10 protein-coding genes are annotated in these 14579 nt (G+C 46.6%); 3 read left to right on the top strand and 7 right to left on the bottom strand.

From position 1 onward, the window contains the following. Positions 1-178 precede the first annotated feature (178 nt). The 4 genes from AC50YO_RS12725 to AC50YO_RS12710 form a co-directional block, all read right to left on the bottom strand. Entirely contained in the window at positions 179-628 is a 450-nt protein-coding gene (locus AC50YO_RS12725; protein ID WP_494847311.1) for a YndA family protein, read from the bottom strand. A 204-nt stretch (positions 629-832) separates the two neighbouring features. After that, positions 833-1801, bottom strand: a complete 969-nt coding sequence (locus AC50YO_RS12720; RefSeq protein ID WP_494847308.1) for a LacI family DNA-binding transcriptional regulator — start codon at positions 1799-1801, stop codon at positions 833-835. Positions 1802-1893: 92 nt separating this feature from the next. Further along, positions 1894-5268 carry a GH36-type glycosyl hydrolase domain-containing protein gene (locus AC50YO_RS12715; RefSeq protein WP_494847570.1) on the bottom strand — a complete coding sequence of 1125 codons (3375 nt, stop codon included), beginning with the start codon at positions 5266-5268 and terminating at the stop codon, positions 1894-1896. A gap of 20 nt (positions 5269-5288) precedes the next feature. Further along, a complete protein-coding gene (locus AC50YO_RS12710) occupies positions 5289-7457 on the bottom strand; it encodes a glycoside hydrolase family 3 N-terminal domain-containing protein (protein ID WP_494847568.1) in 2169 nt (722 codons plus the stop codon). A gap of 458 nt (positions 7458-7915) precedes the next feature. Between AC50YO_RS12710 and AC50YO_RS12705 the strand changes: the two genes are divergently transcribed. The 3 genes from AC50YO_RS12705 to AC50YO_RS12695 all read left to right on the top strand — a co-directional run bounded on the left by AC50YO_RS12705 (position 7916) and on the right by AC50YO_RS12695 (position 11046). Next, positions 7916-9181: a sugar ABC transporter substrate-binding protein gene (locus AC50YO_RS12705; RefSeq protein ID WP_494847567.1), complete on the top strand. Its 1266-nt coding sequence runs from the start codon at positions 7916-7918 to the stop codon at positions 9179-9181. Positions 9182-9280: 99 nt separating this feature from the next. Continuing rightward, positions 9281-10171 carry a carbohydrate ABC transporter permease gene (locus tag AC50YO_RS12700; protein WP_494847306.1) on the top strand — a complete coding sequence of 297 codons (891 nt, stop codon included), beginning with the start codon at positions 9281-9283 and terminating at the stop codon, positions 10169-10171. 17 nt (positions 10172-10188) lie between these two features. Continuing rightward, on the top strand, positions 10189-11046 hold the full coding sequence (locus AC50YO_RS12695; RefSeq protein ID WP_494847305.1) for a carbohydrate ABC transporter permease: 858 nt from the start codon (positions 10189-10191) through the stop codon (positions 11044-11046). A gap of 66 nt (positions 11047-11112) precedes the next feature. Here AC50YO_RS12695 and AC50YO_RS12690 read toward each other — a convergent pair whose 3' ends face one another. Genes AC50YO_RS12690 through AC50YO_RS12680 form a run of 3 tightly spaced genes read right to left on the bottom strand, consistent with a single transcriptional unit; the run spans position 11113 to position 14490 of the window. Then, positions 11113-11652 carry an AAA family ATPase gene (locus tag AC50YO_RS12690; protein WP_494847565.1) on the bottom strand — a complete coding sequence of 180 codons (540 nt, stop codon included), beginning with the start codon at positions 11650-11652 and terminating at the stop codon, positions 11113-11115. A 22-nt stretch (positions 11653-11674) separates the two neighbouring features. Continuing rightward, positions 11675-12790, bottom strand: coding sequence for a response regulator (locus AC50YO_RS12685; protein ID WP_494847302.1), 1116 nt, complete (start codon positions 12788-12790; stop codon positions 11675-11677). Continuing rightward, on the bottom strand, positions 12787-14490 hold the full coding sequence (locus AC50YO_RS12680; RefSeq protein ID WP_494847300.1) for a sensor histidine kinase: 1704 nt from the start codon (positions 14488-14490) through the stop codon (positions 12787-12789). Before AC50YO_RS12680 ends, AC50YO_RS12685 begins: the two co-directional genes overlap by 4 nt. Positions 14491-14579 lie beyond the last annotated feature (89 nt).

Here is a 14579-nt window from a genome sequence, read left to right as displayed (position 1 = left end):
GCATGTTCATTCATGAACACAAAGAAACCGTTGCTCGATAAAATGGAAGTGTGAACAACCATTTATGAAAGGAACGGTTTCTTTGTACATTCCATATACCATGGACCAACTTCAGCTACTAATGATTCTTCAAGCGAGGCAGACCTTCTTTGGGACAGCCCCTTGCGAGCTATTCTAATCAATCATAAAAATCGACGATTGCAGGTGCAGAGGCAACCACGTAAAACTCTGCCTTTTTGTTATCCCCATCTACAAATTTACCGATGCTTCTCCAAGCGGTGCATCCGCCAGCAGGTATCCATTTTGTTGACACCCACTCATCTGCATTGTTCCCAGGGTCATATTCCCATAGCGCATAATTGTTCCCTACTGTTGCACACACCAAGAAGTCCCCTCCACTGGAATGTGCGTATCCACTCCTATATACGCCAGCACCTATATAACTTAAACTGCTTGAGGCCACGTAGTCCCATTCACCAGCACCTGCAACCGCCAGCACACTTGCTGAAGGAATTGCCGAGGCAATTACTGGTTCGCTTGCTGATGCACTCGCCGATGAAAGCGGGATCGCACATATCAATGCTAACAACAGCATCGTGATTCTTGTCCATTTCCTTTTGTGCAACAAAATAATCAGCCTCCCAATCTACCAATCCGAATTTAGTTACGGGAGTAGCTTACCATCAAGCCTTTGTCGAAGTAACCTAAAACTTGTCATATATATTAAAAATTATCAATATTCACTATTAATCTTTGTCATAGTTAAAAAAGAAGAACGTGATGCATATCCATCACGTTCTTCTTTAATAGATCTATAAGCTGCTTTAGGCAGCTATTGTGCAGGCGATACAGAGTCTGCCTTAATTAAATTTACATAAATGCGTTCGTCCTCAACCGGAACATCCTCAATCAGCTTCATGAGCTGTTCAGCTGCAACGGCCCCCCATTTTTTTTTGGAATACCCGATGCTTGCAAGCCTTGGATGAACATAATGAGAAATTTCCAAATCATCAAAGCCCACAAGATTAATGTGCTTACCAATCTCATAGGGAGAGCCTTTGATTACATTATACATGCCAATCGCCATTTCATCATTCAGACAGAATACACCTACTGGAGCTGTATATTCAGCAAGGATACGCCGTCCTGCCGCCTCGCCGCCAGCCTTTGTGAAATCACCTTTGAGCTCGATACATTCAACCTTCTCATTGCGATCTACTGCCAGCTTCACCGCTTGCAGCCGTTGGTTCGAGTCAAAGGCATTCTCTGGTCCGGAAACGACATAAATCTTCTCATAGCCCGATTCCATCAAATACTCTATAGCGAACGTCGCTCCTGCTTTATTGTCGAGCAACACCTGATTCACGCAGGGGTGATCCACTTCCCGGTCCAGCACGACTACCTTATGCCCGCGCTTCGCGTACTGAAGCAATTCCTCGCTATTAAAAGAAGCATCCAGCACAATGGCCCCATCAATCATTCGCTCTGGCAGCAGCCGATGGGATTGCGACCCGCTGCACACGATCAGGTCATACTTCTTCTTATTCAGCACTTCCTTCATTCCCTGCAGCAATTCGCCGTAAAAAGCCCCCTCGAAATCCGTCAAGAAGGCACCAATTATTTTCGTTTCCTGCTTCTTCAGGTTTCTTGCGGCAGCATTAGGGACATAATTGAGCTCCTTGGCAATCGCCAATATGCGATTACTGGTTTCTTCCGTAACCTTCGGGCTCCCATTCAAAGCATAGGATACCGTTGAGATCGATACCCCTGCTTGTTTGGCGATATCTTTAATACTTACCACAATGACCTCTCCTGTCTTTTTATTGCTATATTACTATCTACTATAACAAATTATACGGCGGTCTCGAAAGACCGCCGTATAATATATAGTCCTTACATATGAATAACAATTACATTGTTCTCTCCAGTCAACAGCTCATCAAGCTGCTGCTGTGAAATACGGATGCCGCCTTGGCGATAACGATTGTCGATGATGGAGCCTGTCGCCTCATGACCGTTAATGGTAATCGCCTTAACTGCGTTGCCGCTCAAGCGGTACTCGAACTGTATCTCACGACCGTAGACCGAGAAGTGGAAACGAAGCCCATTTAAGCTTTGCGGAAGTACAGGGTCAATGACAAGATCACCGCGATCATGACGAATGCCCAAGCAGTTCGAGATCAGCTGATTCATGTAGATCCCAGGACCGCTGGAGTAAATGCGCCAGCCGCCTTTTACAGCAACCTCCCCCGTACGAAGCTCTTGGAAGCGCTCCTGCGCTTCATAACGGTTGTTGAACTTGCCGTCCGAGCTGCTGAAGTAAGAATTGCTCTGACGAAGCTCTGCGTTCGGCACGACATCGCGAAGCCCGATCGGGTTGATTACTTGCAGACCCTTCCACGTTTCATCAGACTTCCCTAGCTTCGCCATCGCTTCAACAAAACGAATATGCGCATGCACATACTGCAAACCGACCTCGCGCCCGAAGTTAGCCGCTTGCTCTGCGCGTTTGAAATTCGTGCTTACGCCGCCAGCATATTGTGCAGGACGATTCATTAGGCGCACGCCGTCTGGACAGAACAATTCCTGTTTGATCAGGTTGTAATGCGATTCGGCCTGTTCTGCTGTCAGCAGCTCTGCAATCATGCTGCGTGTCATTGGCAGCAGACGGTAATGAATGCCTGTCTTGCTGTCCGTTGGATGAAGCATCAATTCTGCTTGTCCCGGCTCTTCCATGTAGACAAAGCCTGGTATAACACCAGTAGACAGCATGTATTTGTTGTAATCCTCATAGATGCCTGCTGCAAATTGCTTGAGCTCCGTAGCAGCCGCAAGATCAACCTCCTGCAGCACCTCGGACAATTGGTTGAATACTTGATAGGTCAGTGCAACAGTCCAACTGCTGATCATATATTTCTTCAACTGTGCATTCGCTGGCTGCAGCGTATCATCCCAATCTCCATCTCCGTAAGAGGATAGGTGGGTATCATGAAGGAAGTTGCGCTTCATGTAGTCAATTTCTTTCTTCGCATGGTCAAGCAAAGTAGCCGTTTCTGTCGTGAAGCCTGCTTCATGACGTTTGGAATACGGAACCTTATGCTCTAGAATGCTGAAATCATGCGTTGCATGCAAGTAATCGTTCAGTACCTTGAGCGGCCATACGATAACGTCGCCATGGCTCTCTTCCTGCTTAATATGGCTGTACTGATCGAACATGAACCATTGAGGCCAATTGCCCTCATCTTCATACTGATTCGAGTACAGAGTCGTCAGGATGTCGCGAACCTGTGCGTATTTTTGTGTAGCCAAGAAGTATTCTGTCGGGCCTTGGCATACATCACGTGTTCCCCATGCAGCTCCGCCGTATTGCTCCAAGCCATGCGGCACAGAGAAATGCACGAGCATATTGTGTGTATACCACCATGCCAAGGAATTGAACTTTGCAAGCTCCGGATGCTCAGCTGCATCGTCATGCGCAAGGCGGAAACCGTTCATTACGTTCTCATAATAGGCGCGGTATGCAACAATCTCAGACGCTGCGTCCATCGACTTGAACGGCTTCGCTTCGCCGTCATTCAAAAGCCCTTGCACCGTCATCGTCCACTCCGAGCTAGCGCCCAGCTCAAGCACGATTAGTGACGCCGTTCCCGGCATTACATTGGCAGTTAAAGCAGTCTCGTCTTGAATGACCACATCCGCACCTGCCATACTCATTCGATAGCTGAGGTTCGGCAATGTGCCTGCGCTGTCAGCCGCTGCATCTGCGCGGAAGGACAGGATTTGGCCGTTTTGTTCCATATGGAATGGCACTTCATATTCGTTGCCGTTCATCGTGATCTGATTCGTCACGAGATAGCGGTAAGCGCGTCCCTGTTCCGAGCGCACATGCATCTGCAGCTCTGGTGCATCAAGCGCTGTAAAGTTCGTAATCGTAATCATATCGTCCGCTGTTTTGTAGAACCAGCGTGCGTAGTTAAAGCCCATCTCGAACATGGATGGCATCGTCAGCAGACGGAATATACCCTCTATTTCGATATAAATACGTTGTCCGGATGTCTTCAGCACATTGAGCGCATTACGAGCATTACTGTTCATTTTGTTGAATGAAGTATTGCCCATAACCAGCTGCGAGTTGAAAATACCGTACATATATGAAGTTGATGTCAGTACATGATCATTCATGCGTGCATTGTCGCCTGTCATAATAATATGTCCATGCGGACGCTCAACACGCAGTTCTTTCTCCTTCAGCACCACATGCTCATGCGTTTCCGTGAAGAAGGATAACAGCTCTCCGCCTTCCACTTCCTCTTGGCAGCGAACTGGGAAGTATTGCTCCAGCTCTTCCTTTGTCATCGTTTCGGTTTGCAGTGGAGCTCCGATTCGAGCAGCCGGGCTTACCTTAAGAGCGGCTTGTCCAGCAACCTTAGGCATAGACTCCGCCTGCTCCCATGCCGCTTGAATGTCCTGCATATATTCCAGCTCTTCAATAGCTTCATTATGGGTGGACTTAAACAAACCATAGAAGACAGCTCGCGCTTCATTCACATCGCCATTCAATTGAATACGTTCTGTTTGTAAGGCAGTAAATGCAAATTCATATTGATAGAGTTCGTTGCTCAGCATTGGCTGAGTTAATGCTTCTGCTTTGTTGGTTTCTTTGTAAGACAAACCATAGAATTGAAAGCCATCTGTCGTATAGCCAATCGCCTTCTGCAGCAGCGAGCCTTGCTGCATGTAAGGGAAGCCAGCAGATTGCGGCTGATTCTGACGGGAGCATACGACAAAGCCGCGTGCTGCGTCCTCAAATACTTTATGGTCGATATATTGCGACATATAGGCTTCGTTGGAGCGAACAGCTCCGCGATCAGCCAGTCCGATATCTTGTGCATAAATAACATCCACTTCTACCGCTTTACCTTCTGCATTCAGGACGGTTACATCCCAGAACCAGATATCCGTTGGCAGCACTGTAAATACAACTTTATATTGTAAGCCTGCTGCCTCGCCCTCCCACATGACGCGCGACTCCGCGAAGGTCACACGGGAATTCGCTTGAACGCCCAGCATAGGCACAACCTGAATACCGCTGCCCAGATGCATCCGAAGATAAAGATTATTCATCGATCCATCGACCGGATTCGATATTACTTGGTTCAGCATCGTATTGCCATTCTTAATATCGCGGATATCACCGCTGTTCATAAATGTAAAAGTCAGGTTGCCAGCTTGAATCGGTACGCCATAGTTCGTCGTAGTTGTTGTCATCCGTTTCACTCGCTCTCTCTTTATTTCTGTAATATAAACCGAAGCTCTTGCACATCTCGGCTATTTGTACCTATATAAGCAACAAACTCGCCTGCATCACTTTTATATTGCAGGTCCGCATGATGGTAACGAAGCTGCTCTTCCCGTAATTCAAACGTAATTTCCTGGCATTCTCCCGGCTGCAAGAGCACCTTGCGGAAGTCCTTCAACTCCTTCATCGGCCGTACAACATCTCCCACGAGATCACGTACATACAGTTGAACGATTTCTTCGCCTGCTACATGTCCGGTGTTGGTCACACTTACATGAACCTGAAGCGCTGCATCCGCATTCATCTCTGCCGCAGACAACACGGCTTGTCCGTAAGCAAAGGTCGTATAGCTGAGCCCAAATCCAAATGGCAGAAGCGGCTCATTAGGAATGTCGAGATATTGCGAGACATAACGAACCTGAGCATCCGGCACCCCTTGCGGTCGGCCTGTATTAAAGTGATTGTAATAGACAGGAACTTGACCTACAGCCTGCGGGAATGACATCGTTAGCTTGCCTGATGGATTAGCTACCCCATACAATAATTCTGCGATTGCTGCGCCGCCGTCGCTGCCTGGGAACCAGGCTTCAAGAACCGCGTCAGCTTGATCCATTACACCTTCCAGATCGAGCGGTCTGCCGTTAAACAGGACGACAGCCATCGGCTTGCCCAGAGGCTTCAGCGCTGCAATCAGCTCTCGCTGAATCGCTGGCAGACGGATATCCGCTATGGAGCCGGCCTCGCCGCTCCGCTCCGAATGCTCGCCAAGTGCAAGCACGATCACATCAGCCTCGCGAGCCGCTTCCAATGCGGCTTGCCAATCGCTTGAATCTGCATTCTCCACATCACAGCCCTTCGCTACGCGAATATGTGAAGGGTCAGCAATTCGAGTCATACCATCAGCCAATTGAATGGCGTCCTCGCGTGATCCTGTCCAAGACCAAGGCCCGAGAATGTCACCGCTCTGAGCGAACGGACCAATGAGGGCTACCTTTTGTTCCTTTGCAAGCGGCAGGACGCCTTCATTCTTCAAGAGCACACATGACTTCAATGCTGCGGCATGCGCTGCCTCGCGATGCTCCTCAGAGAGCATCATCTCTTGCTCCAATACAGGATCAGCACCCCGATGCGGCTGTTCGAACAAGCCAAGCTTCTGTTTGAGCTTCAAGATGCGCAGTACCGCTTCATCAATCAGCTCTTCATTAACAGCTCCGCTCTCAACAAGCTCCTTAAGATTATGAACGTAACAGGATGTCATCATCTCAATATCAACACCCGCATGAATGGCTTTATAAGCAGCCTCTGCTTCATCTGCGGCAACACCGTGCGGAATCATCTCCTTGACGGCGCCCCAATCAGAGATCAACACCCCGTCGAAGCCCAGCTCCTCTCGCAGCAGCTCACGCATCAAGCGTTTGTTGCCGGTCGCTGGAACACCATCTACGATATTGAAGGCCGTCATGACCATCTCGACGCCTTCATCAAGAGCAGCTTGGTATGCTGGTAAATAATATTCACGGCGCAGCCATTCCGACATATCAACCGTGTTATAATCGCGTCCGCCCTCTCCGGCACCATATGCTGCAAAGTGCTTCACACAAGCCGCTACTCGGCTTATATCATTGGTTAGATCCGTTCCCTGAAAGCCGCGTACGAATGCGCGAGCGAACTCACTGTTCAAGTATGGGTCTTCTCCCGTAGATTCCATAACACGTCCCCAGCGAGGATCGCGAACCAAATCGACCATCGGCGCAAAGGTAACATGCACTCCTGACACGGCTGCTTCCTTCGCTGCAATCTCCGCGCTTTTCTCTGCAAGCTCCAAATCCCACGAGCAGCCAAGTGCAAGCGGCACAGGAAAAATCGTTTTGAAGCCATGTACGATATCTGCCATGATCAACAGAGGGATGCCTAGACGGTTCTTGCGCATATGCGCATCCTGAACGGCTATCACCTGCTTTGCTCCTGCCAGACCAAGCACCGAGCCGGAGTTTGTCACCATCTCATCTGTTATGCCCAGCGCCGCCATCGGCCCTGTAATCTGTCCTTCATCATTGTCTATACCCTCATAGAATGGGGTTGCCAGCTGCAGGAGCTGTGCGATCTTTTCATCTATTGTCATTTGCTGCAACAGTGCGTTCAATTGCTGTTCTGTCAATTCATTACCTCCGCCCGAGAGACTGTCCCCGCTTGATTTGCCCAAATACAGCCGCCTAATAATCGCCATGCCTTTTACTTTTCATAAGAATACATATTCTATCAGATCAATATCGAAACGTTTCTATCATTGTAGTAAGCATTATAATATTGTTTCATTTTTGCGTCAATGTCACAAAATAGCATACTCTATATTATATAGAAACGTTTTTATCTTGCTTTTTTCTCCACTTGTGTCTGTCTATATCCTAAGATATAATACAATCGTAACGTTTCTACAAGTGGAATTGTTTCGAAAGTTGGAAATCGCTTTCTTCGTTTCGAAACGTTTTTACAACATTCTTATTCCCTATCCTATAAGACAGGCTTGCTGCTCGCTCAACAAAAGTAAACCTTTCTTGCTGAATAGAGAAATAAGAAATGATGATGTAGCACAATATAACACCAGGAGGAATAATCATCATGCGAAAAACAGTAGTTTCCGTATTAGCCACAACGTTGTTGCTTACAGGGGTACTCGCAGGCTGTTCATCTAATAAGGATGACGCGAACTCTCAAGGGTCAGGCAACGGGGAAAAGCAAGTTTCCATTAATGTATGGGGAATGGGCGAAGAGGCCAAATCTCTTCCGACGATTGCCAAAGACTTTATGGCAGAGAATCCGAATATCAAGGTTAATGTACAAGCACTGCCTTGGGACTCTGCACATGATAAGCTGTTGACTGCAATCGCTTCGAAAAAAGGCCCGGATGTCGTACAGATGGGTACCACTTGGATCCCAGAATTCGCATCAGCGAAAGCTTTGAAGGATCTTACTCCATATGTTGATCAATTCCCTGAGTTCAAACAAGATAACTTCTACCCTGGATCGGTTGAGACAGGCACATATGAAGGGGCTTACGTTGGAGTACCTTGGTACATTGATACTCGCGTGCTTTACTACCGCACAGACCTCATGAAGGAAGCTGGCTATAACGAGGCTCCTAAGACATGGGAAGAGCTTTCTGATGCTGCGCAAAAATTAGCTGCTCGCGGCAAGGGCAAATACGGCATTAGCCTTGATCCGAAGGAACAATCTCTAGGCTTCATGTTCGCTCGTCAGAATGGCTCCAAGCTGTTTGATGAGAATAATAAGCCACTCTTCAACCAACCTGAGTTCGTCGAAGCGGTTGACTATCTGGCAAGCTTCTATCACAACGGCTCTAACGCAACTGACCTAGGTCTGGATGCGGTTCAAGGCCTTAAAGGGGAAGGTATCGTACCTATGTTCATCAGCGGCCCTTGGATGGTTAAGCTGATTAATGAGCAAGCTCCTGAATTGGAAGGCAAATGGGCAACAGCTGTTCTTCCACAAAAGGACAATAATGTTTCGTCCCTTGGCGGTTCCAACTTGTCCGTGTTCGAATACACGAAAGAGCCAGATGCTGCAATGAAATTCGTTGCTTATATGAGCAAGCCTGAAACACAGTTGAAGTGGATGGAACTTACGACTTCCATGCCATCTTCACAAAAAGCTTGGGAAAATGAGAAGCTGCAAAGCGATGCCAACTATAAGGTTATCGGTGAACAGCTGAAGACGGCACAACCAATGCCGATCATGAAGCAATTCGAGGAAATCGCACAAAATTACCTGACTACCTTCGAAAAGATCTATCGTTCTAAGGCAGATGTTCAAACCGAAATGGATGCCTTCAACAAAAAAGCTGAGCAAATTCTCAGCAAATAATTATTATGAAAGCTTATGATGCTAACCGATATTCTTCGCGGTTAGCATCCTATTTGTCCATTGCGATGGGCGCAAGAGCAAAGGAAGTGATAATTCGCTATGAATGGCTTCTTTAACAAAAGAGCACCCTATTTCTTTATTGCACCTACCATGATATTGCTTACTCTATTCTCCCTCTTACCCATTGCGGTAGCCTTATTCATCAGTTTCACCAATATGGATTTGGCGGGATTAGCGGATACCTCTAATATCAAAAATGTCGGCATCAGCAACTACAAGGAAGTTCTGACAGACCCGGCTTTCTTGAATGCCTTATTTAATACAGTGTTCTACGTTGTAATAGGTGTTCCATTAATTATTCTCTTCTCGCTTGGAATCGCTTTGTTAATTAATCTGGGAACATCGCGCATCTTCAAAGTATTTCGTGTCGTTTATTACTTGCCTTCCGTGACGAACGTAGTTGCGGTTGCGGTAGTATGGACCTATTTGTACAATCCCAGCTTCGGCTTGTTCAACTACTTGCTGGATCTCATTAACCTTCCAGGAATCCCATGGCTCACTGAGCCAACTATTGCGAAGATCTCCTTGATCTTGCTCGGTCTGTGGCGCGCAATTGGTCTTAATATGATCATCTTCATCGCGGCCCTTCAAGGCATTCCCAAATCGTATTATGAAGCTGCACAGCTTGACGGTGCAAATACGTGGCAGCAGGTCACGAAGATTACCATTCCAATGCTGCGTTTCGCTATCTTCTTCGTTTCGATCACCACCATGATTGGTTGGCTGCAATTCTTCGAAGAGCCGTTCATTATGACGGATGGCGGGCCGCTTGAAGGCACCACTTCTGTAGCCCTATTTATCTATCGCAACGGCTTCCAATTGAGCGACTTCGGTTATGCAGCAGCAGGATCTTTCGTTCTATTTGTTGCCATTATTGCGATAACACTCATACAGTTCAGGCTGCAAAAAAGTGATTCGGACTTAACGTAAGAAGTGGAGGTGTACCTATGAGCGCAAATACAGCTCAGTCTAATGATTTGCCCGGCAACAAAAAAGAAAAGATGTTTCAATGGATTGCTGGCATCGTGCTCACAATAGGCGGCATATTGTTTATGCTTCCGTTTATATGGATGATCCTTTCTTCCTTCAAAACAGAAACGGAAGTCGTACAAATTCCGCCAACGATTTGGCCTAATGCGCTTACACTGGACAATTATAAAAATTTGTTTATTAATATGAACTTTGGCGTGTACCTCAAAAATACACTCATCATTGTCCTATTCTCTTTCTTCGGGCTATTCCTAAATGCTATGGCTGGCTTCGCCTTCGCCAAGTATAAGTTCAAGGGCAAGCAGGTAACCTTCATGATCGTATTGGCAACCATGATGATCCCTGGTCAAGTGACGATGATTCCGGTCTACCTCATCTTGAACTCCCTGGATCTTACGAATACGATGATCGGGATTGTTCTTCCGACACTGGTTGGCGCATTTAATATCTTCTTGTTCCGCCAGTTCATGTCGACGATTCCAGATGAGCTGCTTGAAGCAACTCGCTTGGATGGCGCAAGTGAATTACGCATCCTGATGCAGATCGTACTGCCCATCTCCATGCCGATCATTGCTGTACAAGCTATTCTGACCTTTATCGGCGCCTGGAACAGCTTCCTATGGCCATTGATCATCGCCAGTGACGAGAGCCTCTACACGTTATCTGTTGGTCTTTCGTTGCTTAAGGGACAATACGGCGGCAACTTCGCCCTCCAGATGGCAGGCGCAACCTTCATGGTTGTACCGATCATGGCAATCTTCGTTTATTTCCAGAAGCATATTATCGAGAACTTCTCAATCTCCGGCATCAAGTAATTCCCGGATTATCTGGAAAACATCAAGGCCTCCTCAGGTAAGTACCTGAGGAGGCCTTGATTACTTTTATGATAATGCAGCTTGTCCAATTCGCTTCACAATTTCGTCGACGGTTTCTTTCGCAGTCAACTTAGACGAATCCAGCCACAATCCGATACGCGGCGTTTCCTGTCTAAGTAATTGATCCAGTTCAGCTACACTCCAAATGCCATAGCCTTTTTTGGATCGCTGAGCTTCTCTTTGCTCGACGACATCTGCAGCCGGACACAATACCACCACATAGAAAGGTCGATGCTGTATGTAGGAAATGAAATCATTCAGCATGGGGCCCACAACTACATCCTGAACAACAACTGTAAAGCCTTCCTTTACATAGGTCTCAGCTGCTTGAGCAGCAAGCCGATACCGAAGTCGAAGCTGTCCCAGCTCCTCCTCTCCTGCATTCGGGTGCACCTCCCGGCGGTCATTCACCACCATTCTGCGAAAGATGTCTCCCCTAAGATGTACGGATCTATCGAATTGCTCGGATAGTAATTGGCCCACCGTCGACTTGCCGCTTGCCATGATTCCGGTTATTAGAATAATACTGGGGCTCTCTCTGTCCATAATCATAATCTACCTCCCTGCATCACTGATATTGTTCGTATAGCTGCTGAAAATCGGCTGAAGGCTGTATTCCAAGTTCTAATAACAGCAACTGCTTATAGTGCTCATAATAATGGTGGAGCGACTGCCGATCTCCCATGGCTCCGAATATTTTCAGCAGCAATAAATTAGACTCCTCATCAAATTCATTGCAAGCTACAATTTTTCTAGCTAATTGCATGGCTTCTCGATATCGCATTCGCATGAGCAGCCAGCCTCCAAGTCGCTTGGCAAAAGAATCGTACATAATCGCCAATCGCTCACGCTCCGCTGCTGCCCATTCATAAGATTTATCTTCGAACAGCCCGCCTATATACATTTTCTCCAGTTCTATTGCCGCTGCTTCGTTAGCTGCATTGATTTCGTACAATTCCTCCATACCCTGCTCCAACTTAATAAAATCGACATCTGCTTGAGCAAAATCTACACGATACTGTTCATTCGCTGCAATGACCATTTTCTTATACCCGTGTGAAGATAATGCTTTCCTTAGCTGATAAACGGCTGTATTGAGATATATTTCTGCATTCTTAAGGGGCATATCCGGGAAGATATCCCCTAAAATTTTGAACTTGCTTACATTACGGCCTCGATTGATAAGTAAATATGCGAATAATTCCACGCTTTTCTTGGAAATCCATTTCACTATCCCCTGCTTACTGCTGGCCTGTAAGCAACCAAGCCCCCTAATGATCAGTCGATTAGATGCGCCGTCCCCAGAAGAATCCTTAGAAGAAGCGCTCCGTCTGCCGGCGGCTAGAGTAATCGTCTGAGCCAGACGGCTTCTGGAGATCGGCTTAACCATATAGTCCAATGGGTAAACATCGTATGCATGAATCGCATATTCGGCATGCGAGGTTGTGAACACGATCTCAAGATCAGCACGAATCTCGCGCAAACGGCGAGCTAACTCTAGTCCGTCGTCCGCAGCGATCCTGATGTCTAGGAATGCGAGATCCACCTCCTTATCCTGAATAAAGCTTAGCGCCTCTTCCGCATGCTGGAAGCTTCCAACAAGCTCCACGCTCTCTATATGTAACAGCAGCCGTTTCATAACCAATAGCATGGCTGGCTCATCATCAACTATGAGAACTTTCATTGCTCTGTTCCGCCTCTCATGGTGAAATGAAATTGGCTTCCTTGCCCTGCTTTGCTTTCCGCCCACAATCTTCCGCCGTTTAGCTCGACGTACTGCCGACTTACAATCAGTCCAAGACCGGCCCCCTTTTCTCCCAAGGTGCCTGGCATTGAATTAAGCTTCCGCTCGCCAAAGAGCTTATTTACCTGCTCCTCTTCCATACCCACCCCATTATCGCAGACGGAGAAGATTACCATATCCTCTGATAACTGAGCAGATAACTGAATTGTTCCCCTCTGCTCGGTAAATTTGATAGCGTTAGATAACAAATTACGAATGATTAATCCAAGCGCTTCCCGATCAGCATACACGAGGGTGCCATGGACAATCGTATTATGCACGGATATATGCTTGAATTTACTTTTAGTTTGCAGCATATGACAGCATTCCTCTGCAACCTCATACAGCTCTAATACCTGTAGACGAAGGGTCATGTCTTCTCGCTGGCCGCGAAACCACTCTAGCAAGTTGTTAGACATTCCCAGCGTGTTGCGAATCTGGTCACCAAGCTCCTTAATGATTTCTTGATGCTCCATTCCGAAGCTTTCTCTATCTTCTTCTAATAGCTCTACTAATTGAAACTGCAAAGCAAGAGGACTGCGAATATCATGCGATACAATCGTGAAGAGCTGATCCTTCAACTGGTTGAGCTTGGCAATCTGCTCCAGATGCCGCTGCTTCTCGGTAATATCAAAGATAAGAGAAATGCTGCCCTGTCTCTTACGCAGAGTCCGCAACGGATATACGCTCACGCTGTAAATTTTTCGTTCTCCATCCAGCCAGGCTTCAATTTCTACACTGCCTTCTTGCTTAGACTCGCACAGCTTATGCCACTCTGGCCAAGGCGCTAATAATTCCGTCATAGCCCGACCTATAATTGCCGTTTGCCCCATATCGGATAACCACTGGATAGCGCGTGTATTACTGTCAACAATGTTTCCTGAAGCATTAGATATCAGAATACTTTCCTGAAGCGTATCGAACACAATATTTCTGGCAATGGGAACGATGGAGAAAAATTTGTGCCTCATTGTAATTAGTAGCATTAGGATGCCTGTAAATCCACAAAAAACCGACCATGGAAGCAGCCACGCAGCCAATTCGGGATTTGCAAATTTTATAACCTCAATAACAAATGGCAGACAAGCCAGAGCTAGAACCCAGATGCCCGGCTTTCGGAATTCATTGCGAATATTTCTGACATATTGAAAAAGAAAGTAGATACATACAACCAAAAAACTGTAGCAAATAAAACTGAATATACTAGAATAGAGAGTCCTCGTCGCCACTAATTGACCGTTATAAAGCTCGACCGTACGAAAGATCACATGCATTTCCGGATTAAGCCATGCAAGCAACGACCAGAGCACGAACACCGAGAACAGCATAGCCTTCGATCGTGTCTTTCTAAACTTGTCTCGGCCGGTAAGCTGATACACGAAAAGAATAACGAAAGGTACCATCAAATTCAGCATCGTATGCTGGACATTACGAAAAAACAGCTTGTCTAATAAGTCATAGCTGCTTCTCTCCAGAACGATTCCAACTGCATAAATCATTCGGCAGACAATCAATCCTATGAGATAACTGACCCCTCGTTCTTTTCTAAACCTAAATATGGTCGCTAGAATTAAGCCCATCATAATTATTGAAACAATCATAAGGACAGACTCTATGGTGAAATCCATGGGGTAGACCCCTTTATGTATCGAATAATTTAGTATAATCTATATATTTCCTATAAATAATA

It is taken from the genome of Paenibacillus sp. J22P59, assembly GCF_059383895.1.
The sequence above is the reverse complement of the archived record's forward strand: the minus strand, read 5'-3'. Positions and strand labels throughout refer to the sequence as shown.

Bases quoted from the DNA above. Each gene is read 5' to 3' on its own strand.
- AC50YO_RS12715 (WP_494847570.1), bottom strand. From the start codon at position 5,268: ATGACAACAACTACGACGAACTATGGCGTACCGATTCAAGCTGGCAAC.
- AC50YO_RS12700 (WP_494847306.1), top strand. From the start codon at position 9,281: ATGAATGGCTTCTTTAACAAAAGAGCACCCTATTTCTTTATTGCACCT.
- AC50YO_RS12695 (WP_494847305.1), top strand. From the start codon at position 10,189: ATGAGCGCAAATACAGCTCAGTCTAATGATTTGCCCGGCAACAAAAAA.
- AC50YO_RS12690 (WP_494847565.1), bottom strand. From the start codon at position 11,652: ATGGACAGAGAGAGCCCCAGTATTATTCTAATAACCGGAATCATGGCA.
- AC50YO_RS12685 (WP_494847302.1), bottom strand. From the start codon at position 12,790: ATGAAAGTTCTCATAGTTGATGATGAGCCAGCCATGCTATTGGTTATG.
- AC50YO_RS12680 (WP_494847300.1), bottom strand. From the start codon at position 14,490: ATGATTGTTTCAATAATTATGATGGGCTTAATTCTAGCGACCATATTT.